Here is a 21,499-nt window from a genome sequence, read left to right as displayed (position 1 = left end):
CCTGCGGCAAGCCGCTCCGCGTCTACGTTAAAAAAGTTGACTTTGACAAAGAGTTTTAGCCTTAACTGAACCGTATTGATTTATAATTTTCACCAAAAAACCCATATCTAAGAGTAATGAAATCAGCCATTGACTAGATTTTCTACAGCATCAGCATCGTTTGGCAATGCGGCTGTTAAAACTTCGCTGCCTTCTGTAGTAACTAAAACATCATCTTCAATGCGAATTCCTCGGACATCGGCAAATTCAGATAAACGCTGCCAATTCACCACATTCTGATATTTTGAACGGACATTAGGATCATTTAAAATTGCTGGTACTTGATAAAAACCAGGCTCAATTGTGACTAACATTCCTGGACGCAGGGGACGATTTAAACGCAGGTAGCTTAAGCCAAAGCGATCGCTCCTTTCACGTCCCTCTTCATACCCTGCTAAATCGCCTAAATCTTCCATATCATGGACATCTAAACCCAGTAGATGACCAATACCATGAGGGAAAAACAGCGCGTGGGCATCGATTTCTACTAAATCTTGGGGATTTCCTTGTAAAATACCTAACTCTACTAAACCTTCTGCGATCGCTGTAGCCGCTAGTAAATGAATATCCCCATACTCTACACCAGGTTGTATTTTGGCAATGCAGGCATCATGGGCTGCCAACACCACATTATAAATATCTCTTTGGGTAGATGAAAACTTCCCCGAAACTGGCCACGTGCGTGTTACATCACCTGCCCAACCCATCTCGGTTTCAGCGCCAACATCGGCAAGCAGTAAATCACCTGGTTGCAAACTATGGTGATAATGCTCGTTATGCAAAACTTCACCGTGAACAGTGACAATACTGTTGTAAGAGGTGGTCATATTGTGAGCAATAATTACCCCTTCCATCGCTGCCCGAACTTCTGCTTCTAATTTGGCTTGGGGTGTTGCAGCCATCCCAGCTTTGTGGGCTTCTACAGTGACAGCAGCAGCTTTTCGCAACTCGATTAATGCCGCATCATCGTGGATGAGGCGGAGAGAAACGATCGCTTTAGCTAATTCCAAGTCAATTCCTTGGGGAGGACTTTGCGGTAAAACCCATTTATTTAATATCTGTGATTGCTGCGTCCAAGTAGCTGCATCTTGAGCAGCAAGTGTGGCGGCATTTTCTACCCAAGACTCTAATTCTGCCATTGGTCGAGCCACATCTGCCCCAATCTTCTCGGCTATTTCCTCGCGCGTTGGCATTTCTCCATGCCAAAGGGCGCTGCTGGGTGACGGATCGTCGATGAATAGTTCTAGCTTGCCTGCTTCTAAACGAATTGCTGCCTTTGATAATGGCAGTCCGGCAAAATAGAGGAAATGACTGCTAGCACGAAACGGAAAGGAATTTGCAGGAAAGTTGCGCGGATTGTTGCTACCTGACCACAGAATTACTGGAAAATCAATGAGATTGGCTAATTGTTGGCGGCGGCGGCGTAAAGTATCGATGAGGGAAGTAGAAGTTTGTGGGATAAGCATAAATTTAAGGTGATAATTTTACCTTGATTTAGTCGTTATCGTCTTTATCGTCATCTTTTTTATTATTTTTGCGATCGCCATCTTTTTTATGATCATCTTTGTCATTCTGCTTTACCTGCTTAGGCTGTTGGCTGGGTTGTACGACTGGTTTTTGTTGCTCAGTTGGAACAGGTGGCTGTGGTACTTCAACAACACAGCTAACTAATCCTCCAGAAATTAGCGCTAAGTTGACCACAGCAAAGATGCTTCTGAAGATTTTTATCCTCATATTTTCGTTTTGCTTTAACATTGACTGCTCCGAAAAACTTACCTAAACTTCCTCAAACTTGTTGATTGGTTTCGTGTTTTCTTCCTGCTTTAACCAAGGTAGGCGGCTACTTCTTGTCCACAGGCGTAAATTTCGCTTAAGCCAAGCGTATTTTATTTATAGGGGCATTTTCCAGATTCACAGACGCATTTTTATCCCGATCTCGAATATTGCCACACCCAGCAGAACAAATAAATATTCGTTCAGACAGACTCATCGGCTGAATATGATGGCATTTGCAGCACATTTTCGAGCTAGGATACCATCGATCAATCAACTCAACCTTAGTTCCATAATGAGCTTGTTTGTAAGTTAACTGACGACGAATTTCGTAGAAGCAGTTATTACTCACAGCTTGTGCTAATTTATGGTTTGCAATCATCCCCGATACATTCAGATCCTCAATCCTGATGACAGCAGCCTTACGGCTTATGTCAGTGGTCATTTTCTGAGTTGTATCAAGTCTGATATTGTCTATGTGAGCGTGAAGTCTAGCTAATTTTGTGTAGTACTTAAGAGCGTTGTTTGATGCTTTAATTCTTGGTTTCTTGTTCCCAAGTACTTTTTTGCGATTCCGCCACTGCAATTTACCTAGCTTGATTTTCGCCTTTTTGGTGGTAATGGGCATATCGTATTTTGTACCATCGGAACAAGTCGCTAAAGTCTTTACACCTAAGTCAAGACCAATCGTCTCAATTCGGTGAAATATTGGTGGAATCTTTTGAGCATCCAACATGAACGACACGAACCATTTATCCGCAGTCCTGGATACAGTAAATGTCTGAGAACTACAAATGAAATCAATTCGTTCCTTTAGCCTAAGTTCCTTTAATCCAGGCAGCTTTATCAGCTTCCCAACATTGATTACAACTCGATTAGTAAATGGTAGTGGTGACTCCCCAATAGATGGATAAATCCCAGCCGTTTTGTACACGGTGAATGAGTCGCCTTTTTTCTTTGTTTTCTTCTTAGGGAACTCTGCTAACCCTTTGCGCCACCTCGAAAAAGCATCTTTCAAGTCCATAAACGCCGACTGATATACCGTGGACGGATACAACCTCATCCACGCATATTCAGGTCTTTGCATCGTGATTTGAGTAAATACTTTTTTGATGGCATCAATGCGCTTAGAGTCAGATACCCTTACGCCGTCGAAACTCCAAGACGTAGTTAGTAGTTCTAATCCATAGTTGTAAACAAACCGTTTAAAACCAGCATTGCCGCGCATCAAGGAGGTTTCAACATTATTTAGTTTTAATTCTCGCTTGATAGCAAACATAGCTAAACTTTTGCGAACTTACTTACTTAGAATTTGTATACACTACTTTGAACGAGGATCAACACCTTGAGCAATTAACTTTACCTTTTCCTTGTATTTGCATAATCCATACAATCGGCTAGAAAAGCAATGTACGATTGATAACAAATCTTGAACCAGTTCTTCGTGAGGTGACAATGCCTCCTAGTTTTTGGAGATTGTATTCCTAATTTATAAGGTACTGTATATAGCGGTTCTCATTTGGATTAACACAATGTAGTGGCGTAGCAAGGCTCGCATTGGTGTCAACTTAACGTAAAAACTAGCCTAGTAAAAGCTTTTAGATATTGTCTCGTTCCCAGTCTCCGACTGGGAATGCCGTCCTAGAGGCTCCGCCTCGCTTGCTGGCGGCAGAGCCACCAGGAGCAGCATTTCTAGCCGGAGGCTGGAAACGAGGTTTTAAGGAAGTTTCAGCTTAAGTTGACACCAATGGGCTTTGCGTAACCCAACATCCTGAGATATGTTGGGTTGCGCTCCGCTCCACCCAACCTACGTCTAAATTTATTTATGGGGATCATTAATTTTGAATTTTGAATTTTGAATTCGGAGCGAAGCGACGTGACTCTAATGGGACAAATCATTACTCAAGTTGATGCTTTTACCAATACACCTTTTGCAGGTAATCCGGCTGCTGTCTGTGTTTTGCCTACTCCCCAAGATGAAGGCTGGATGCAGAACGTAGCCCAAGAGATGAATTTATCTGAGACGGCTTTTCTTGTCAAACAGAATGATGGTTTCAATCTGCGTTGGTTTACGCCCACGGTGGAAGTACCGCTTTGTGGTCATGCAACTTTAGCTAGCGCCCATGTACTTTGGTCAGAGGGACATTTATCACCTGATGAAGTTGCGCGTTTTTATACCAAAAGTGGACTGCTGATTGCTAAATTGCAAGGTGAGTGGATTGAGTTAGATTTTCCCGTGAATCATTCACAAGTAACGATCGCACCTCCAGAACTCAAAGTTGCTTTGGGTGTACCATACAGATTTACCTTGCAGAATTCACTAGCTTATTTAGTGGAATTAGAATCGGAAGATTTGGTGCGGCAAATCCAGCCTAATTTTCAACTACTAAAAACCTTACCACTTGGTAAGGTTATAGTTACTAGCTTGACTAATCCTGATTCAGATTATGATTTTGTTTCTCGTTTCTTTGCACCAGGATTAGGCATTGATGAAGATCCGGTAACTGGTTCAGCCCATTGTTGCCTTGCTGCGTTCTGGCGCGATCGCTTGCACAAAAATGAGTTTTTGGCTTATCAGGCATCCAGTCGCGGCGGTGTGGTGAAGGTATATTATGATGGGGGCGATCGCGTCTTTCTCTCTGGACAAGCGGTAACTGTGCTGCGAGGAGAGTTATTTACCGCATCAACTTAATATTACAAATCAATAATATCTGGCAAAAACTCATTATCAAGAACTTGAGCAAATGCTGTAATAATACTTCCAAGCGGCTTTTCAACTCTCGTCGTTCTGACGGTTCCAAGCTTTCAATCTCCTCAATCACAGCATCCCAGTCTACTTGTCCAAATTGTCCAGCACGAATGAGTTGTACAGTTTTTTCTGTCCATGCTGCAAAGTCTGTTTCATACAACTGGGTTGCGCTTTTCGGAATCTGGGTCATGAGCTTGCTGCAATCTACCGTATACTAGCTAAGGGACTTCCAAATAAAAAAATATTCAATTAACTCTTCTGGGGGGAGAGTGAAAAACTACCTTACGGGTGTACGTTACTAGGTCGGGAAATGCTATAATCATCAAAAATTACGAAATAGCTCTAATATCCGCTGTCGCACTCGTTCTATAACTACCCCTGACTCAGCAGATAGCCCATCAAATAACATCTCATATACCAATGGTACGCCCAACTCTAACTCTTCTAAAAGTGTACGCTGGCTAAATACATCTTGTGGTTTACCTTCTAACATCAGCCGCCCTTTATCCATAACAAAAACCCAATCTGCCCACCGATAGACTAAATCTAAATCATGGGTTGCCATTAATAAAGTGGTTCCATCTCCATGAATTTTTTTCATGGTTGCTATCAAATTACGAGTATGTTTGATATCTAAATATGCAGTTGGCTCATCCAACACCAACAGTTCTGGTTGTAATACCATCACATCTGCTATGGAAACTCGCTTTTTTTGCCCTAAACTCAGATGATGCACTGGTCTTTCTGCTAAAGCAGTCAGTTCAAATTCAATTAATGCTTGTTCTACTCGGTCTTTAATTTCTGGTTCTGGTAAACCCAAATTACACAAACCGTAAGATATATCTTCTTCAACAGTAGAAGCTACTAATTGTTGTTCTGGGTCTTGAAATACTAGTCCAACTTTCTGCCGTAATTTACCCAGATAATTACGATTATAACTTAATGGTTCACCACGCCAACGGACAACGCCAGAATCAGGTTTATATAAACCGTTAGCTAATAAAAATAGCGTCGTTTTACCACAACCATTCTGACCAATTAATGCACACCTTTTACCTGATGGAATCTTCAGTGTTAGACCATTCAAAACTGATTCCTGTGCTACTGAATAGGTGTAATATACCTGCTCAAATTCGAGTAAATATTCCTGCATTTCGCCAAAACTCTAATCCTATTAATCCTACACAACCGCAAATAGCTTCGATGATATATCGCGCTTGGGGACGATAGCGGCGGGGATGCCAAACTCGAAATTCACTCACAAAACCCCGTGCTTGCAGTCCGAGAGAAAACTGACTATATTTTTGTAAGGTTCGCTGTAATAGTTGTCCGATTAGTAGTGCTAAACTTTTCATTCCACTAGCAAGAGTGCGGTAGCCACCACGAGAATTTTGCGCCGTCCACAATTCATTGGCTGTGTTCAGCAGGATGAAAATAAACCGATACATTAGTAATAATAAATCGGTTAAAAGCACTGGAAATCGCAAGTAACGCAGAGTTTGTAATATCTCGGTGAAAGGCACAGTTAGCATGAGAAAATATAGGCAAGAAACAGAGGCTAATGCTCTGGTTAAAATTCCCCATGCTTGGATACTGCCACTATGACTGATATAAATATAGAAGTGTCCGAGAGTTAGTCCATACCATGAGTCTAATTTGACACTTTGTAAATCAGTAATTGCAACTCCATTCACCATTAATGCTGGTAAACTTGTCAAACAAAAAACTATGGTGAACATTAACAACCGAAAATAAACACCAGCCGGAATTCTTGCATAAATAACTGTCCAAACACCCATCCAAAGCGCTATCAAAATTTGCACTAGCGGATGGGTAGCAAGGGAAATAGCAAGAGTAGTAAGTGCAAAAATTAGTTTATGTTCTGGTGGCAATCTTCGCAATCGATTGGTATAAGCTAAAGTATCTAGTTGCAGGCTCATTATTCACGTTTTTGTTGTTGGGAACGTCCTTTATACAACCCAATTGCAAAACCAACTACTCCCGCGCCTAAAGCTGCTTGCGAAGCAAATAATAAACTTTCTATTTCATCACTAGCTGGTTCAAAAAATGATTTAAACCAGGGTTTATATCCAGGTTGGATTTCAGTAATAGCTTTTTCTGCTTTATCATCGGAACCGGCAAATTCGCCACCACGCACAAATATTAACGGTGCAACTGCTAAAGCTAATACAGCTACTACCAACAGCCAGTTACTCAACCCTTTTTTAGACTGATTCATTTCCTTGGGGTTCCTGTTTGATTAATTTCAGCAATTCCAATTCTTGAGGATTATAAGATTGCAGCCAGTTCCACACCAACACAGTTAGCAATCCTTCGCTAATTGCTAAGGGAACTTGAGTTATAGCGAAAATCCCGGCGAACTTGGTGAATGAAGCGATAAACCCACCAACAGGTGCAGGAAAAGCTAGGGCGAGTTGGATAGAAGTGATAACGTAAGTGAGTAAATCTGCGATCGCAGCTGCTAGAAATATGGCGATTTTTTGCTTACCACCCAACTTTATTGTCAGATTATATATCCAGTAAGCTGCAAATGGCCCGGCGATCGCCATCGAAAAAGCATTTGCACCCAGCGTCGTCAAACCGCCATGCGCCAGTAACAAAGCTTGAAACAACAACACTAAGCTACCCAAAACCGTCATAGTGAGGGGGCCAAACAGCACCGCACCTAACCCCGTCCCTGTTGGGTGAGAAGAGCTACCTGTGACGGAAGGGATTTTCAACGCTGACAGCACAAAAGTAAAAGCACCAGCCAAGCCCAGCAATAGTTTCAGTTCTGGGTTAGCTTGGGTAATGCGAGTCAGACTACGCAATCCTAGTAGAAAAAATGGTAATGCCACAATCCACCAAAAAATTGCCCACTGCACGGGTAAAAAACCTTCCATAATGTGCATGGCGTAGGCGGGTTTGGGTAAACCAACTACCAAGTAAAAACTAATAACTCCCATCAGCGTTAGACTGACTAACGCCTGTTTTTTTCTGTTCATAATCTGTACCTCGCAGATTTATGTAAACGCATTGATTCTAATCGGCGGGCATCCTGACTCACCAATTTTGGTTTACAGTTGCGGGACAGCGCCGGATTTACACCGGACTTTCCCCCTTGCGTCCGATGGCTGCTAACCATCAGAACCGATTGGAGTAACTATATCACCATTACTAAATTTTTATAGTAAAATTTTCAGAATTAGTTGCTAGAAGTATCACTTTTTAACCTAAATTTTTATAGTAATATCTGGATATTTTTAACTAATTCAGATAAACTAATAGGTTTGTCCGTAGGATCACACTTTCTTTGTATATGTCCAAAACTTACACCGTAGAAATTAATCATCAAGGCAAAATTCATACTTTGCAAGTTCCCGAAGATGAAACGATCTTATCAGTTGCCGAGGCTGCTGGTTTGGAGTTGCCCAGTTCTTGCAATGCTGGTGTTTGCACAACTTGCGCCGGCCAATTATCTGAGGGAACTGTAGATCAAACTGATGGTATGGGCGTAAGTCCAGATTTACAAAAGCAAGGTTACGTATTGCTTTGTGTTGCCAAACCCCTTTCTGATTTGAAACTTGAGACAGAAAAGGAAGACATCGTTTATCAGTTACAATTTGGCAAAGGGAAATAATCAACGAACAGTTATCAGTATATCGGATGATTATTCATCACTGAGTAACTGTTCACTAACATGACAAAATCTGATAAATAACAAAAATATTTCATCGCAGTCAACATCAGCTATTCTAGAAACTACAAATAAACAGGATTTCCCAAAATGACGACTCATTTTATTACCGCAGAAATTGATTTACAAGAAACTCCCGCAGAATTACTAGAAGCAATTGAAACAGAGTTGAAGAAACAAGGCGAACCCTTGCGTTGGGCAGTTACCTCTGTGGACGTTGACGAACAAAAAGCGACAGTTGAAGCCGTTGTCACGACAGTTAGGAGTTAGGAGTTAGGAGTTAGGAGTTAGGAGTTAGGATTTGATGGCTTGTGATTCATCAATTCATAACTCAGCACTCATAACTGTAAAATGAATCGTCCATACACTGCTATCTTAATTGTACCAACTGGCGTTGGGGCTACTATTGGGGGTTATGCAGGAGATGCTTTACCTGTTGCTAGGGTTATAGCACAGGTTTGCGATCGCCTCATAACTCACCCCAATGTCCTCAATGGCGCAAGTTTATATTGGAATCTCCCTAACGCTTTCTATGTTGAAGGTTACGCACTTGACAAATTCGCATCTGGATGCTGGGGCTTGCGTCCAATCCGTAGCAACAGAGTAGGTTTGCTTTTAGACCAAGGCATTGAGCCAGAATTACGGCTACGACATATACAAGCATCTGATGCAGTCAGAGCTACTCTCGGATTGACTTTAACAGACTATGTAATTACAGATGCACCATTAAATGTAGAATTACGGACTACCCCATCAGGAGCTAGTTGGGGAACAATTGGCAACCCAGATAGCTTGTTACGGGCAGCTGAAATATTAATCAAAGCGGGGGCAGAAGCGATCGCAGTTGTTGCCCGTTTCCCCGATGATATGGATGAGGAGGCAGTACTAAAATACCGCCACGGTGAAGGCGTAGATCCTTTAGCGGGCGCAGAAGCCGTAATTAGCCATTTGCTAGTGCGAACCTTTCAAATTCCTTGCGCCCATTCTCCCGCACTTTTGAGCGCACCTCCCGAACCTGATTTATCTCCCCGTTCCGCCGCCGAAGAATTGGGCTATACCTTTTTGCCCTGTGTCCTTGTAGGATTAAGTCATGCCCCACAATTTATAATAGAGAAAAGAGCGATTGCATCAAAGAAAGGTGATATTTGGGTAGATGAAGTAGATGCTGCGATCGTGCCTGCAACTGCCTGTGGTAGCAGTGCCTTACTGAGTTTAAGTCAAAGACGATGCCAAATAATTACAGTCGAAGAAAATAAAACTCTGATAAAAGTTCCTCCCCAGCCGTTGGGGATAAAATCTATACAGGTAAACTCATATTTAGAAGCAGTGGGTGTATTAGTAGCACACAAAGCAGGCATCAACCCCTCTGCTCTCCGTCCTAAATTATTACCTTTGCAGTCAATTAGTCATTGGTCAAACAACAGGGAGTAGGGAGCAGGGAGTAGGGAGTAGGGAAGACGGCATTGGTCGTAGCTCTGAACCACAAACCAATGCTCTCGTCTTGAAAGACGTAGCTCTATTCCCACCATGAGAGTTGGGGAAGCGTCTTTTTCCCCTACTCCCTACTCCCTACTCCCGCCCCAACGGGGCTTGGTCATTAGTCATTCTCCCCCTGCCCCCTACCTCCCCTGCCCTCTCCCCTTAAAAACCTGTGGTTGAACAACAAAAGCAAGAGCCAGAAATTCCATACCTGACGCGCATCCAAATACTTGGGGCGATGGGAGCGACTGCAATCATTTTGTTGATAGTCGCCAAACTGTCGTTATACTTTGGCAACTTTTCTCTATTTTCTTGGGACTTGAACCAAAGAGAGTTGCTGTTGGGCATAGGGTTAGGGTTCTTCATCACTGCGTTAAGTGGCTTAACTTATCGCCTATGGAGTGCCTATCGTAAAAGTGCAGATTATTACCTAGAAGTGGTGCTGAAGCCTTTAGCTTTACCAGATTTAATATGGCTGGGGTTACTACCGGGGTTAAGCGAAGAATTATTATTTCGAGGTGTGATGCTGCCAGCTTTAGGCTCTGATCTTACAGCCGTAATTGTATCGAGTCTTTGCTTTGGCATCTTGCATTTTAGCGGTTCCCAACAATGGCCTTATGTGATTTGGGCAACAATTGTCGGCATCATATTGGCATATAGCGCCCTGTTCACGGGCAACTTATTAGTGCCAATTGTCGCTCATATTATTACCAATTGGATTTCTAGCTATTTCTGGAAAATGTGGCAATTGTCGGCAATTAAAAAATAGATGACTTTAGCTATGAGACGGGAATTTCAATTCCCGGCGGACAAGCGGTTTCGCATTAAGTTGACACCAATGAGCATTGCTGTGCCCATAGGGCGTGGCCATATTTCAAATCTCGTTTCCAGTCGGAGGCTGGAAATGCTACTCCTGGCGGCTCTGCCGCTATTTCAGACTAATGTGTATACCGTAGCCTTTCCACGCGGAGGTAACGGAAGCCTCAATTTCACGAGAGCATTCCAAATATAAACGAAACCCAACATTTTCGCGGGTTTGTTGGGTTTCACTTCGTTCCACCCAACCTACGATTATCCTTAACTGAACCGTATTGATATATAAGTTATATCAAACCCACATGATAAATTGGGATGCTCCCGATGTTAGAGTTATTTTACTTTTTCAAAACTACATGGAAGGAATTTAAATATCCATTAATAGTTTTAGCTAATGTCTTCTGCTGTTTTTTTGTAGTTATTGCCATTACTTGATATAATCTGCCTTCGGCAACATACATTCTACTTTTAGTGATTTTCCCTCCAGAATTAATATACTCAATTTCTTTGCCAGGATGATTATTAGAACTACGAATGTTTCGTTGACTAATTAAATTACTTTTCGTAGTCTTTAAAGCCATATCCCGTGCATTATTAAGTACAACTTGGGGATCAGCCATTTGACCATAACTATAAGGAAAATCATTGTAAGCAACTATGTATGCTACTTGTTGTTTTAGTGGTTGAGCGACAAATATTTCTAAGGTAATTTCCCCCATGTAAGTTTTTTGATGTTCGGTATTTCTGTTTGGGCTTCCCGGCATCAAAATACTAAAGCGTCCATCGGGAGCATTGTACAATTTCCATTGTGGCTGCACGGGTTGAGAAACTGTTGGTTTGACAACAGCCGCCGGAAGTTTGACTGGACGCGCTTCCACCAAAATAGAGCCACCACAGACAATGGTGGCGGCGATTAGTGGCAACAGACTTTTAACTGTCATAAGTTTTACCTTTTGAGATGCCGATCTCACTGATGATGCCAGCTGTTATAACCTAGCAGCACATAAAGCAGCACCAATTAGGCCGACTTGCGAATTGAGGATTACATACACGGGGATCTCTTCCAGGAGGCGGCGCATTCTCCCTTTTTGGGTGAAATTTAATAAGAAACCACTGTTTTGGATTAAGGGCAGGATTTTGGGCGCAATTCCGCCAGCGATGTATAAACCGCCGTAAGGTAGGAGTTTCAAGGCAAGATTCCCGGCTTCTGCACCATAAGCGTCTATAAATAATTGCAAAGTTTGTTCCGAGAGGCGATCGCTACCTTGCAATGCAGCCGTACCAATAGCAGCACCAGGATCGACGCTTTTCTCTTCCTGTCCCGCTTCTTGTTCCCAAGTTCTGACGATTTTGGCAATATCTGGTGATTCAGTGGCAAATTTGCGATCGCGCAAAAATTGGTAAATTGCCACAATTCCCATCCCAGAAACCACACGTTCTACAGAAAGGCGCTGGATATCATGTTTACCCAGCAGGTATTTCAACAGTTGAAACTCGATCTCGTTCCGAGGGGCAAAGTCAGCGTGTCCACCTTCTGAGGGAAAAACTTGATAGTTGTTTCCTTGTTTAATTAAAAATCCTTGTCCTAAACCAGTACCAGCACCAATAATGCCAATGGGGGCTTCGGGTTGAGATTTGCCAACTTGTAACGTGTGCAAGTCTTGTGTTTCTAAACCTAAAATACCGTAGCCAACGGCGGCGAAGTCGTTAATCAAAGAAATATGCGGGATACCTAATTCTTGTTGTAGACGTTCGGTATCTAGGAACCAGATTAAATTGGTCAGTTTGGCAGTATTTTTGACAATGGGGCCGGCGATCGCAAAACAAGCCTTTTCTGGTGTTGGTGTATTAGCTTTGGCCAAAAACTGCTGCACTATCGGTACTAAATCGGGAAAATCAGCACTGTGGTAACTTTCCTGATAAATAGTATGTAAAGTTGGTGAATCTGATGTTTCAACCAATCGCAGAATAGTTTTCGTACCGCCGATGTCTCCTGCTAGTAACAAAGTCATAGAATTTATTCGTGAATTAATTACTTTTTTTGTAGGATATACCCAACGTAGCAGAAGCCATGAACACAAATCTCTATCAGAGGTTTAAGCAAATCGAATAACTTCTTCTATGTGGGTTAAATGCGAAGTATCTCCCGTTAGTTCTAATAACCATTCTGGTTCCTGGCGTACCACTTTTACCAGGGAACACAAAGAAGCTTTAACTTCTGTTTTGGCAATTTCCCCCACTAGCCCCATTGCCCCGCCCAACACAGATGCGCCATGTGCCACTAGCAGGATATCCTCTGGGAAGAACTCAGTAGCTAGACATCTAGCAGTTTGCCCAGAACGTTCTCGCACTTTTTCGTGAGTTTCAGGATATTTAGCAGCGATGCGCGAAGTATAGCTAGTGTCAATTCTGGGGAATAACTCTGCTAGGGCTGGAGTTGAGAGTCTTTCGGGTTCTTCTGTCATCCAAACTGGATTTAGCCATTCACTCAAGCCTGTTTCGAGTTTGATTGGCAATTTGAGCATTTCTGCAACTGCGTTTGCTGTTTGTACAGTTCGCAGGAAAGGGGAAGCAAAAATATGGCCAATATTTTCTTTTTTCAAACGTCTAGCTAACTGCTGTGCCTGAAGCATACCATCATCAGATAAGGGCGGATCGTAGCGTCGTTCGGCGGTGAGAAACCAATCGGGGTTTACGAAGTCGAGGCGGTTAGCGTGTCTTGCTATCCAGACTATTTGACTCATGGGTTTAATGATTCCGGTGAATAGAATTCGCCGCTAAACAAATACATAGATATCTGCAAGGAGGGCTATAAATATTAATATATTATGACAAAATCGTAATAATATTTAATAATACTAATGATTTGGAAAAGTTATCAGTGGCGTCATACCAATTCACGAAAATCCTGATACATATAGATTTATCGTAGGGGCATGGCATTGCCATGCCCTTACCAGCGTATTTGTATCATTATTAAAGTGAAATGGTATCAGTGTAGTTTTATTCATAACAATTGGCTATAGCAATCCTGAATCAAACGCGCAGAAACAAGATCCCCGACTTCTTAAAGAAGTCGGGGATCTCTGGGTTGCAATTCTCACAAATCAAATAAGATGAAGATAAATATGAATTTCTACAATTGCTTATAACTTTAACCATCCAAATAATTGCCCTACAGTTAACTGAAAACCGCTAACTAAATCGGGAACTGGTAATATTTCTTGTGATTCTTGTAAAAGTTCTGGTTGCTGCTTTGGCGGATAAACTAAAACAGAGCGATCGCCTGGATCAATTAACCAACCTAAACGACTACCATATTTTAAACAATGTAGAATATTTCCGGTTACTTTAGTCTGGCTTTGATCCGGCGAAAGAATCTCAATCGTCCAGTCTGGATATGTATTGAAAACATTAGCGATGTCTCCACGTTCATCTATGGGAATCCGTTCCCAAGCAAATACAGCGACATCAGGGACAATTGAACGTCCGCCAAAAGTACACCGCAATTCTGGAAATGCAAGGGCAATTCTTTGAGGTTTCGCTACAGAATTGATATTAATGACTAGTTCACCCTGAAGAATACTATGTTTTCCTTGTGGCATTGGCTTTTGAATAATTTGACCGTTAATGTATTCTGAGCTAGGTTTTGTTTCTGGTAGTTTCAGAAAGTCTTCTAAAGTTAGGGGTTTAGTTGGTGATTTTACCATCTGCTTGTACTTGCTAATTTTTTACATACAACAATCATGTATCGTTTAAAATTTTAACTGGGTATATTTGACAAACGGTGTTGGCTATGCGCGTCGTTCGCGTAGCGTCTCGTAGAGAAGGCATCGCTACTAATAAACCAGAGGAAAATATGGGTATCTAGTAGGAGTTTCATTTACCCTCAAACTCACTTATAATATTCTCTGGCAGTGGTTCATCAAAATCATCAGGTACAATAAACTCTCCTGCACAGAGTCCGAATGGTCTAGAGAGATCAGGTGCTTTTACCGTCGGTTTAATTTCAGCAATTGGCTTTCCACCACGTATAATTATAAGAGTTTCCCCAGCCTCAACGCGCTGAAGGTAGCCTAATAAGTCACGTTTTATTTCATCGACACTAATCCAGTTCATAAGAATTTTATTGGATTATTACTCTACTATAATCATCACCCTAAATAAGCTTTTTTAACTCGCTCATCACTAATTAATTCTGATGCTGCACCTGTTAAAGTTATAGAACCAGCCTCTAGAACGTAACCGCGATCGGCAATTTGTAGCGCCAGATTAGCGTTTTGTTCAACTAACAAAATAGTCACCCCTGTAGCCCGGAGATTTTCAATAATTGAGAAGATTTCCCGGACGATCGCAGGTGCTAAACCTAAGCTAGGCTCGTCTAAAAGTAAGAGTTGTGGTTTACTCATGACAGCACGTGCGATCGCTAACATTTGTTGTTCACCACCGCTAAGAGTTCCTGCTAGTTGATTGCGTCTTTGGGATAAGCGAGGAAATAGCTCAAATTGGCGCTGAATATCTGCTTTCACCTCTGCTTGATTGGAGCGAATATAAGCACCCAAAAGTAAATTATCAAATACTGTTTGCCGCGCTAACACTCTGCGTCCTTCAGGACAATGGGCAATACCAAGTTGTACAACTTCATGAGTTTGGCGGCGGGTAATATTATGTCCATTATAGATAATTACGCCACTCTTAGGATTAACTACTTTACTTATGGCGCGGAGTGTAGTAGTTTTACCAGCACCATTAGCACCAATTAAAGTAACTACTTCGCCTTTTTGAATAATTAAATTAATCTTTTTGAGAGCTTGGATACCGCCATAATTTACATCAAGTTCTTGAACTTCTAAAATTGTATAGTTTGGTCTACTATCGGCTTTCATCGGCAGTTTATATCTAGAAATGTTGATTCAAAACCTAACATACATCAATCATACATTTCTTAAAACAGTGCGTAAGCGTACCTCATCCGAGAAATTGCTTCAACTTATAAATCAAGGCCAGAATACTGCAATCTTTATGATGTACCATTAATTACTGATAAAGATATCAAGCGTCCTGTGGCAAAAGTAGCAGATATTGGTAGCAAGCGACTAATTAATTTAGCTCCAGATGCATGGGTACAATGGGTGACACAGCGTCCTGAAGTCGTGGCAAAAGAAATTCTCGGTTCTGAATTTCAGTGGATTAGCCGAGAAACAGATGTATTGGTGAAGGCATACAGTGCCACTCACGGCGATTTTCTTGTACTCAACGAACTACAACTACGTTACACTGCACACATGCCTCTACGGATGAGAGCTTATGCTGCCTTGGCACAAGAACGGTATCGATTGCCAACTTACCCAGTACTGATTAACATTTTACCGCCTCCACCTACGTTAACTATTGTTAATAGTTACGAGCAGGAATTTTTAGGATTACGTGCCATTCAAGATTATCGCGTGATTAATTTGTGGGAAATCGATGCTGAAATAGTCTTTCAGCAACCACTACCATCGTTGTTACCCTTTGTGCCAATCCTGCGGGGAGGGGGAGAAGTATCAGTTGTGCAACGCGCATTACAGACGCTACGAGCTGATGCACAATTGAACCAATTAGAATCATTGCTAGCATTTTTTGCTAGCTTTGTGTTAGACACGCCTTTAGTGCAACAAATCATGAGGTGGGATATGGCAGTATTGCGAGAATCGCCTTGGTATCAGGAAATTGAGCAAAGAGGTATTCAGCAGGGTATTCAGCAAGGCGTTCAACAGGGTGCGCGACAGCAGTTAATCCGAGTATTGCGACGACGCTTTGGTGAAATTTCCCAAGAGGTAGAAGCAAGGCTTGAGAGCGAAAGTGTGGAAAAATTAGAAAATTTAATGGATAGCGCGATCGCAGTGAATTCTTTAGACGAATTTGTGGTAGTTTTATCTACATAAATTCATTCATTTCCCAAATAAGCTTCAATTACAGCTGGATCATTTCTAACTATAGATGGTTCACCCAAAGCGATTAATTGACCAAAATCTAACACCGCAATGCGATCGCACAAACCCATAACCAAGGGTACATGGTGTTCTATAAGAACGATCGTCAAATTGAAGCGATCGCGTAGACTGCGGATAAATTCACTCAATTGCTGCTTTTCATTGGGGTTCATCCCCGCCGCCGGTTCGTCGAGAAGTAAGATTTGCGGTTGTAATGCTAAAGCGCGGGCAATTTCTAGCCGCCTCTGATCGCCGTAGGCAAAGTTTTTGGCTTTTTCGTCAGCGCGATCGCTTAATCCCACCAAATCCAATAAATCTAAAGCTTTTTGCTTAGTTTTCAATTCTTCACGAGGCGCTGGTGGTAATCCTAAAACTCCTGTAATCATATTACTTTTAGTGTGTAAATGTCGGGCAATTATCACATTTTCTAACGCTGATAATTCCCCAAACAACCGAATATTTTGGAAGGTACGGGCAATACCTAAAGCCGCAATTTGATGGGGACGCAGTTGGGAAACTTCTGTACCTTGATAAATTAATTTACCGCTAGAAGGTGAAATAAAAGCAGTAATCAAATTAAACAGTGTTGTTTTACCAGCACCATTAGGGCCAATTAATCCAAAAATCTCATGTTTATTTACACTAAAAGACACATTATTTACCGCCACTAAACCACCAAAGCGGCGAGTTAATGCTCTTGCTTCTAAGACAATACTGCTGTTATTTATTGGAATACTTGGAATACTATGTGACATTTTTGTATCTAAAAGTTTTATTACTTCGCGCTCTTTGCGTCCTTCCCTTCGGGACGCTTCGCGAACGCGGTTCGTTTTTTTCTTTGAAAAATATCTGGAGTAATTAGCCCTTGAGGAAAAAAGATTGTACCTATTACTATAAGTAAGCCAAAAATAATTAATCTTCCATCGCGCAAAAACTGTGCTAACCAATTAGGTAAACCACCAGTGTCAGCGAGACCTCGTAGAATCTCTGGTAAAGCTGTAAATACCATACCACCAACTACCGGCCCTAAAAAAGTTCTTGAACCACCAATTAAAACAAAAGTTAAATATATAATACTGGCATCAAAAGTACCTTGACGAGCATTCCAGGTATTGAGAAAGTGGGCACTAATAGCACCTACAACCCCTGCAAGTATAGCCCCTAACGTAAACGCCAAAACTTTGTAATAAGTGGGATCAATTCCCATTGCACCCGCAGCTAACTCATCTTCGCGGATAGCGATAAAAGCCCTTCCTACACGAATACGTTCTAAACGGTAAAGCAGCACCATACTAATTAATAGTAATGGCAAAGCAATCCATAAATACTCAAGTTGTGTTTGGAAAGGTTGAGGAATACCAAAAATTCCAACAGCGCCGCCTGTAATATCCAAATTGAGGGAGATGACGCGCAGAACTTCGACAAAAGCAATGGTTGCGATCGCTAAATAAATTCCTCGCAATCTCAACGCTGGGATTCCCACTATTACACCCAATACACCAGAAATTATACCCGCAATTAACATCTCCAATAACAACAATGGAATAGGAAATAAACCACTACTAGGAGTTAAAACTTTTGTAGATAAAATTGCTGCAATATACCCACCTAAAGCATAAAATCCTGGACTAGCTAAAGACAATTGCCCTGTCATTAGCGGTAAGTAAAGTGACAGTCCTAATAGCGCCCCCAATACCATAGAGACAATTAAAGAAGCGTAAGTAGCGAAAAAATCAGCCATTTATTTTAAAGTATTTCCATATAAGCTCAATTAAACTATCATTTTTATCAACTATTAAGCTGTTAATATTTGCTCTGCTGTCAGCGTCAGTTCAGGAAAAGTTCGTGACACAATTCGTTCTGAACCTCTAAAATGTGTGCGTTGATATTTCCCATCGGCATCTAATAGAAAAACAAATACAGCCGGAACTTTTGGATTTCCTAAATACTCTCTTAGCCCAATTGCTAAATAATCTACAATCCAATATTCTGTAATACCTAAGCGTTGATATTCATCTAACTTATCAATGTAGTCATCTTCCCAATTGGTTGATGTCACCTCCACAGCTAACTGGATAAGTTCTTCAAGTGCAGCATAAGCAGAACGATTTGAGCGCCATTTATCTTTTTCTATGACACTTACATCAGGCTTGCGCCCTTGTTCTATGTCATTGGCAGTTATAGTTTTAAGTGATGCTGTATTTTTTACTACGTAATTCAGATTTAGACGTTTAATTTCATCATTAAAACTAAATAATATAAACTCAGCGACATCATCATGATTTCTGGTCGCACGCACTTCTACAATTTCTCCATCTACAAGTTCATATAAACCTTCATCTGGACACTGTTCTAAAAATTGCTCAAAAGTTAACTTTTGTTTGGTGTATGTTTTCATAACAATTCGTCTCTTTAAACTTTCTGAATAAACCGTCGTCCTAGCAAACCTTGGGGTCTAACTAATAGCATAATAAACAAAATTCCAAAGGCTACTGCGTCTTTATATCCAGAGTAATCGGCGGGTACAAACGCTTCCACTAATCCAATCACCAAGCCTCCCAATACTGCACCAGGAATACTACCTAAACCACCTAAGACAATTACCGCTAAACCCCGCAAACCAAAAGCAATGCCGAAATATGGCCCTGCAATACTAACACTAGAAGCGACTAAAGTTCCGGCTAATCCTGCTAAAAAACTGCTGATGAAGAATGTTAGGATAATAAAGCGATCGCTATTAATGCCTAACAAACTAGCTGTGGTTGGATCTTCTGCGATCGCCTGCATTGCCTTACCATATTTAGTCCGATTGATAAAATAGGTAAGAATTGCCACAATCACCACAGATACAGTAAAAATTACCACCTGAACACTGCGAATCGGAATTGGGTTTTCTGGACTACCAAAGTTAATCGCAGGTGGCAAATTACCGTAAGTATTTGCGGGGTATGTATAACTTTCCGCACCTACTAAATACTGGATTAAATTCACAATTACCACTGCTACCCCCAAACTGGAAACAACAGTTAGTAAAGGATCAGATCCTTGACGGCGCAGAGGTTGAAAAGCAACGCGTTCCATTACTACCCCTACCAACCCCGCCAAAGTACTTCCTAAAATCAAGGCGATCGCAAATGGTAATTTTATCGGCAGGGCTGCATTAGCTAACAAGCCATTAAATCCAAAGTTTCCACCCATAAGTGCATAAGTGAAATATGCACCCAAGGTAAAAATTGCGCCATGAGCTAAATTAATGATGCCCAAAATAGAATAAACCAGGGTATATCCTAAGGCAAAAATTGCATAGACGCTGCCGATGGATAACCCATTTAATAATTGCTGTAAAAATAGATTGATATTCATTTAGCAATTATTTTAGAAATGTGAATTTACCTTTGCTCCCGTCTTTTTCCATCTTGATTTGGGCAACATAGAAATCTTTTTGCACAACTTCACCTATGGGAGTAAAACCAATTTCACCTAGCGGTGTGTTGTATGTTCCTGCAAGTATCTGTTTGTTTAATTCTGTCCGCAATTCTGGTAGCTGTAATTTGTTGACTTTGCTCTTTTTATCTAAAGCTTGGAGTGCTTCGACATAAACCTGTACTGCTGTAAAAGTTTGAGCGCTAAATTGGGGTGGCTCTTTTTTGTATTCGTCAGTATAGGCTTTACGAAACGCCGCGTTAATTTCACCTGGATGTTCTGGACTATAAGCTTGAGCAATCAATACACCATCACAAAGGGCTTTACAAACTGGCAATAAATTCGATGTATTTAAACCATTGCCACCGACAATTAAGCCTTTATAACCAAGTTCTCGCAATTGTCTGACTAAATTTCCACCATCAGCAGCCAAGCCCGAAATAATGATCAAATCTGGTTTGAGATTAATGGCATTGGTAGCTTGACTTTGAAAATCTGTATCACTGGTTTGGAACTTTTGGACTGTTATTAATTCCAGCCCTTGATCCTTAACTGTTTGTTGAAAAATTTCCGTTTCTGACTTGCTAAATGCGTCATTTTGAGCATAGAAAACTGCGACTTTTTTAAGTTGGGGATTTTGCTTAAGTGCAGCTTTCACCGAATTAGGCGCGACAACGGAAACTGGTGCGGAAACACGAGCAACATAATCACCAATTTCGGGAATGCCTTTAGCAGTATTTGATGGGCCAATAATTGGTACTTTTGCACGTTCGCCAATGGGGTCAGCACTAAAGGCTTGCTGGGATAAAGTTGGGCCTACAATACCGACAACTTTATCTTTGTTAATGAGAGTTTGAAAAGCGTTAATTGCCCCGGCTTCATCACCACTAGTATCTTGAAAAACTAATTTAATTGGTGTGCCATTAACCCCACCTTTACTATTGAAATACTTCTCGGCAAGTTTAGCTCCAGCAACTTCCTCTTGTCCTAGTAATGCCACATTGCTAGTTTGAGCAACAGCAATACCGATGGGAATAGCACCTGATAATGTGGCGGTATCGCTTGCAGTGCTACTTGGGGTACTTGAACTATTAGTTGGAGAACTTGTCACAGGGGTATTGCCACCACCACCATCACCACCACAGCCCGTTAGTAGTAAAGCGCAAGTTGATAATAATGCTGTTGTCCGAGCGATCGCGTTGTTCATCGTTGAATAATCATGTAGTTATGAGATATTCCTAAAAAGCTCATAATCTGCAAATAAAGTGATGCAGATTTACACTTTTGCACGAATTCTATTAAATCATTCTTATTTCACCATGCAAAGAGAAATATTCAAAGTGTTTGTAAATACAAATTATTATAATTAGTAATAATTTTATCATTCCTCCGTTCTAGTACAGCACGGCGGAAATAGATATACCATTCTAAATCCCTGAAAACCTTACGCTGTATTAATTTTGAATTTTGAATTTTGTTAGCGCAGCGTAAAGCCTTCTCTTTCAGAGACGCTAACGCGAACGGCATGGCTTCGCTTAGAGCGAGTCT

The 21,499-nt window shown here is 41.3% G+C and carries 26 protein-coding genes, 1 pseudogene and 1 riboswitch; of the genes and pseudogenes, 7 read left to right on the top strand and 20 right to left on the bottom strand.

Annotated features, from left to right (window positions below; genetic code table 11):
- Positions 1-122: 122 nt before the first annotated feature.
- The 4 genes and pseudogenes from V7K76_RS30565 to V7K76_RS30550 all read right to left on the bottom strand — a co-directional run.
- Positions 123-1,505: an aminopeptidase P family protein gene (locus tag V7K76_RS30565; RefSeq protein ID WP_334777943.1), complete on the bottom strand. Its 1,383-nt coding sequence runs from the start codon at positions 1,503-1,505 to the stop codon at positions 123-125.
- A gap of 28 nt (positions 1,506-1,533) precedes the next feature.
- Positions 1,534-1,794: a hypothetical protein gene (locus V7K76_RS30560; RefSeq protein WP_334777942.1), complete on the bottom strand. Its 261-nt coding sequence runs from the start codon at positions 1,792-1,794 to the stop codon at positions 1,534-1,536.
- A 115-nt stretch (positions 1,795-1,909) separates the two neighbouring features.
- Positions 1,910-3,091, bottom strand: coding sequence for an RNA-guided endonuclease InsQ/TnpB family protein (locus tag V7K76_RS30555; protein ID WP_334777941.1), 1,182 nt, complete (start codon positions 3,089-3,091; stop codon positions 1,910-1,912).
- A 42-nt stretch (positions 3,092-3,133) separates the two neighbouring features.
- Positions 3,134-3,274 (bottom strand): annotated as a pseudogene (locus V7K76_RS30550) (IS607 family transposase); the annotation flags it as partial.
- Positions 3,275-3,417: 143 nt separating this feature from the next.
- Here V7K76_RS30550 and V7K76_RS30545 point away from each other — a divergent pair.
- Positions 3,418-3,549: a hypothetical protein gene (locus tag V7K76_RS30545; RefSeq protein ID WP_334777940.1), complete on the top strand. Its 132-nt coding sequence runs from the start codon at positions 3,418-3,420 to the stop codon at positions 3,547-3,549.
- A 148-nt stretch (positions 3,550-3,697) separates the two neighbouring features.
- Entirely contained in the window at positions 3,698-4,504 is an 807-nt protein-coding gene (locus tag V7K76_RS30540; protein ID WP_334777969.1) for a PhzF family phenazine biosynthesis protein, read from the top strand.
- Here V7K76_RS30540 and V7K76_RS30535 read toward each other — a convergent pair.
- The 5 genes from V7K76_RS30535 to V7K76_RS30515 all read right to left on the bottom strand — a co-directional run bounded on the left by V7K76_RS30535 (position 4,488) and on the right by V7K76_RS30515 (position 7,566).
- Entirely contained in the window at positions 4,488-4,751 is a 264-nt protein-coding gene (locus tag V7K76_RS30535) for a DUF29 domain-containing protein (protein WP_334777939.1), read from the bottom strand. The genes V7K76_RS30540 and V7K76_RS30535 overlap by 17 nt on opposite strands.
- Positions 4,752-4,883: 132 nt before the next feature.
- Positions 4,884-5,714, bottom strand: coding sequence for an energy-coupling factor ABC transporter ATP-binding protein (locus V7K76_RS30530; protein ID WP_334777938.1), 831 nt, complete (start codon positions 5,712-5,714; stop codon positions 4,884-4,886).
- Positions 5,689-6,501: a cobalt ECF transporter T component CbiQ gene (gene cbiQ / locus V7K76_RS30525; protein ID WP_334777937.1), complete on the bottom strand. Its 813-nt coding sequence runs from the start codon at positions 6,499-6,501 to the stop codon at positions 5,689-5,691. Before cbiQ ends, V7K76_RS30530 begins: the two co-directional genes overlap by 26 nt.
- Entirely contained in the window at positions 6,501-6,800 is a 300-nt protein-coding gene (locus tag V7K76_RS30520; protein ID WP_334777936.1) for an energy-coupling factor ABC transporter substrate-binding protein, read from the bottom strand. The genes cbiQ and V7K76_RS30520 overlap by 1 nt, the downstream gene beginning before the upstream one ends.
- Positions 6,787-7,566, bottom strand: coding sequence for an energy-coupling factor ABC transporter permease (locus V7K76_RS30515; RefSeq protein WP_334777935.1), 780 nt, complete (start codon positions 7,564-7,566; stop codon positions 6,787-6,789). The genes V7K76_RS30520 and V7K76_RS30515 overlap by 14 nt, the downstream gene beginning before the upstream one ends.
- Before the next feature lie 26 nt (positions 7,567-7,592).
- Positions 7,593-7,731: riboswitch (cobalamin riboswitch) on the bottom strand.
- A gap of 149 nt (positions 7,732-7,880) precedes the next feature.
- Between V7K76_RS30515 and V7K76_RS30510 the strand changes: the two genes are divergently transcribed.
- From V7K76_RS30510 to V7K76_RS30495, 4 genes are all read left to right on the top strand, one after another.
- Positions 7,881-8,201, top strand: a complete 321-nt coding sequence (locus V7K76_RS30510; RefSeq protein WP_292851127.1) for a 2Fe-2S iron-sulfur cluster-binding protein — start codon at positions 7,881-7,883, stop codon at positions 8,199-8,201.
- 147 nt (positions 8,202-8,348) lie between these two features.
- Complete coding sequence (locus V7K76_RS30505; protein WP_334777934.1) at positions 8,349-8,528, top strand: hypothetical protein; 180 nt, start codon at positions 8,349-8,351, stop codon at positions 8,526-8,528.
- An 81-nt stretch (positions 8,529-8,609) separates the two neighbouring features.
- Positions 8,610-9,689, top strand: a complete 1,080-nt coding sequence (locus V7K76_RS30500; protein WP_334777933.1) for a DUF3326 domain-containing protein — start codon at positions 8,610-8,612, stop codon at positions 9,687-9,689.
- Positions 9,690-9,909: 220 nt separating this feature from the next.
- Positions 9,910-10,506, top strand: coding sequence for a CPBP family intramembrane glutamic endopeptidase (locus V7K76_RS30495; protein WP_334777932.1), 597 nt, complete (start codon positions 9,910-9,912; stop codon positions 10,504-10,506).
- A 385-nt stretch (positions 10,507-10,891) separates the two neighbouring features.
- Here the strand turns inward: V7K76_RS30495 and V7K76_RS30490 are convergent, their stop codons facing one another.
- From V7K76_RS30490 to V7K76_RS30465, 6 genes are all read right to left on the bottom strand, one after another.
- Positions 10,892-11,494, bottom strand: coding sequence for a hypothetical protein (locus tag V7K76_RS30490; protein WP_334777931.1), 603 nt, complete (start codon positions 11,492-11,494; stop codon positions 10,892-10,894).
- A 45-nt stretch (positions 11,495-11,539) separates the two neighbouring features.
- The gene (locus tag V7K76_RS30485; protein ID WP_334777930.1) at positions 11,540-12,565 is read right to left on the bottom strand and encodes a glucokinase; all 1,026 of its coding nucleotides are present in this window, start codon (positions 12,563-12,565) and stop codon (positions 11,540-11,542) included.
- Between the two features lie 84 nt (positions 12,566-12,649).
- The gene (locus V7K76_RS30480; protein ID WP_334768365.1) at positions 12,650-13,297 is read right to left on the bottom strand and encodes a histidine phosphatase family protein; all 648 of its coding nucleotides are present in this window, start codon (positions 13,295-13,297) and stop codon (positions 12,650-12,652) included.
- 402 nt (positions 13,298-13,699) lie between these two features.
- A complete protein-coding gene (locus tag V7K76_RS30475) occupies positions 13,700-14,263 on the bottom strand; it encodes a Uma2 family endonuclease (protein WP_334777929.1) in 564 nt (187 codons plus the stop codon).
- Between the two features lie 169 nt (positions 14,264-14,432).
- On the bottom strand, positions 14,433-14,672 hold the full coding sequence (locus tag V7K76_RS30470) for a type II toxin-antitoxin system Phd/YefM family antitoxin (protein ID WP_334777928.1): 240 nt from the start codon (positions 14,670-14,672) through the stop codon (positions 14,433-14,435).
- A 35-nt stretch (positions 14,673-14,707) separates the two neighbouring features.
- Positions 14,708-15,439, bottom strand: a complete 732-nt coding sequence (locus tag V7K76_RS30465; RefSeq protein WP_334777927.1) for an ABC transporter ATP-binding protein — start codon at positions 15,437-15,439, stop codon at positions 14,708-14,710.
- A 177-nt stretch (positions 15,440-15,616) separates the two neighbouring features.
- Between V7K76_RS30465 and V7K76_RS30460 the strand changes: the two genes are divergently transcribed.
- Positions 15,617-16,480: a DUF4351 domain-containing protein gene (locus tag V7K76_RS30460; protein ID WP_334777926.1), complete on the top strand. Its 864-nt coding sequence runs from the start codon at positions 15,617-15,619 to the stop codon at positions 16,478-16,480.
- Between the two features lie 2 nt (positions 16,481-16,482).
- Here V7K76_RS30460 and V7K76_RS30455 read toward each other — a convergent pair whose 3' ends face one another.
- From V7K76_RS30455 to V7K76_RS30435, 5 genes are read right to left on the bottom strand one after another with little or no spacing between them, the layout of a single operon-like run.
- Positions 16,483-17,283: an ABC transporter ATP-binding protein gene (locus V7K76_RS30455; RefSeq protein WP_334777925.1), complete on the bottom strand. Its 801-nt coding sequence runs from the start codon at positions 17,281-17,283 to the stop codon at positions 16,483-16,485.
- 20 nt (positions 17,284-17,303) lie between these two features.
- Positions 17,304-18,269 carry a branched-chain amino acid ABC transporter permease gene (locus V7K76_RS30450; RefSeq protein WP_334777924.1) on the bottom strand — a complete coding sequence of 322 codons (966 nt, stop codon included), beginning with the start codon at positions 18,267-18,269 and terminating at the stop codon, positions 17,304-17,306.
- A gap of 54 nt (positions 18,270-18,323) precedes the next feature.
- Complete coding sequence (locus V7K76_RS30445) at positions 18,324-18,926, bottom strand: Uma2 family endonuclease (RefSeq protein ID WP_334777923.1); 603 nt, start codon at positions 18,924-18,926, stop codon at positions 18,324-18,326.
- A gap of 14 nt (positions 18,927-18,940) precedes the next feature.
- Positions 18,941-19,891 (bottom strand): branched-chain amino acid ABC transporter permease, encoded by a 951-nt coding sequence (locus V7K76_RS30440; RefSeq protein ID WP_334730366.1) that lies wholly within the window; start codon positions 19,889-19,891, stop codon positions 18,941-18,943.
- Between the two features lie 7 nt (positions 19,892-19,898).
- Entirely contained in the window at positions 19,899-21,158 is a 1,260-nt protein-coding gene (locus tag V7K76_RS30435) for an ABC transporter substrate-binding protein (RefSeq protein WP_334777922.1), read from the bottom strand.
- Positions 21,159-21,499 lie beyond the last annotated feature (341 nt).

It is taken from the genome of Nostoc sp. (genome assembly GCF_036917975.1).
GTDB lineage: Bacteria > Cyanobacteriota > Cyanobacteriia > Cyanobacteriales > Nostocaceae > Nostoc.
This window is presented reverse-complemented; position numbering and strand designations above follow the sequence as displayed.

Excerpts from the sequence above, each read along its gene's own strand:
- V7K76_RS30440 (WP_334730366.1), bottom strand. The coding sequence starts at position 19,891 with ATGAATATCAATCTATTTTTACAGCAATTATTAAATGGGTTATCCATC.
- V7K76_RS30505 (WP_334777934.1), top strand. The coding sequence starts at position 8,349 with ATGACGACTCATTTTATTACCGCAGAAATTGATTTACAAGAAACTCCC.
- cbiQ (WP_334777937.1), bottom strand. The coding sequence starts at position 6,501 with ATGAGCCTGCAACTAGATACTTTAGCTTATACCAATCGATTGCGAAGA.
- V7K76_RS30520 (WP_334777936.1), bottom strand. The coding sequence starts at position 6,800 with ATGAATCAGTCTAAAAAAGGGTTGAGTAACTGGCTGTTGGTAGTAGCT.
- V7K76_RS30445 (WP_334777923.1), bottom strand. The coding sequence starts at position 18,926 with ATGAAAACATACACCAAACAAAAGTTAACTTTTGAGCAATTTTTAGAA.
- V7K76_RS30540 (WP_334777969.1), top strand. The coding sequence starts at position 3,698 with ATGGGACAAATCATTACTCAAGTTGATGCTTTTACCAATACACCTTTT.
- V7K76_RS30565 (WP_334777943.1), bottom strand. The coding sequence starts at position 1,505 with ATGCTTATCCCACAAACTTCTACTTCCCTCATCGATACTTTACGCCGC.
- V7K76_RS30530 (WP_334777938.1), bottom strand. The coding sequence starts at position 5,714 with ATGCAGGAATATTTACTCGAATTTGAGCAGGTATATTACACCTATTCA.
- V7K76_RS30450 (WP_334777924.1), bottom strand. The coding sequence starts at position 18,269 with ATGGCTGATTTTTTCGCTACTTACGCTTCTTTAATTGTCTCTATGGTA.
- V7K76_RS30555 (WP_334777941.1), bottom strand. The coding sequence starts at position 3,091 with ATGTTTGCTATCAAGCGAGAATTAAAACTAAATAATGTTGAAACCTCC.
- V7K76_RS30485 (WP_334777930.1), bottom strand. The coding sequence starts at position 12,565 with ATGACTTTGTTACTAGCAGGAGACATCGGCGGTACGAAAACTATTCTG.
- V7K76_RS30435 (WP_334777922.1), bottom strand. The coding sequence starts at position 21,158 with ATGAACAACGCGATCGCTCGGACAACAGCATTATTATCAACTTGCGCT.
- V7K76_RS30480 (WP_334768365.1), bottom strand. The coding sequence starts at position 13,297 with ATGAGTCAAATAGTCTGGATAGCAAGACACGCTAACCGCCTCGACTTC.
- V7K76_RS30560 (WP_334777942.1), bottom strand. The coding sequence starts at position 1,794 with ATGTTAAAGCAAAACGAAAATATGAGGATAAAAATCTTCAGAAGCATC.
- V7K76_RS30515 (WP_334777935.1), bottom strand. The coding sequence starts at position 7,566 with ATGAACAGAAAAAAACAGGCGTTAGTCAGTCTAACGCTGATGGGAGTT.
- V7K76_RS30510 (WP_292851127.1), top strand. The coding sequence starts at position 7,881 with ATGTCCAAAACTTACACCGTAGAAATTAATCATCAAGGCAAAATTCAT.
- V7K76_RS30465 (WP_334777927.1), bottom strand. The coding sequence starts at position 15,439 with ATGAAAGCCGATAGTAGACCAAACTATACAATTTTAGAAGTTCAAGAA.
- V7K76_RS30500 (WP_334777933.1), top strand. The coding sequence starts at position 8,610 with ATGAATCGTCCATACACTGCTATCTTAATTGTACCAACTGGCGTTGGG.
- V7K76_RS30455 (WP_334777925.1), bottom strand. The coding sequence starts at position 17,283 with ATGTCACATAGTATTCCAAGTATTCCAATAAATAACAGCAGTATTGTC.
- V7K76_RS30535 (WP_334777939.1), bottom strand. The coding sequence starts at position 4,751 with ATGACCCAGATTCCGAAAAGCGCAACCCAGTTGTATGAAACAGACTTT.
- V7K76_RS30475 (WP_334777929.1), bottom strand. The coding sequence starts at position 14,263 with ATGGTAAAATCACCAACTAAACCCCTAACTTTAGAAGACTTTCTGAAA.
- V7K76_RS30470 (WP_334777928.1), bottom strand. The coding sequence starts at position 14,672 with ATGAACTGGATTAGTGTCGATGAAATAAAACGTGACTTATTAGGCTAC.
- V7K76_RS30490 (WP_334777931.1), bottom strand. The coding sequence starts at position 11,494 with ATGACAGTTAAAAGTCTGTTGCCACTAATCGCCGCCACCATTGTCTGT.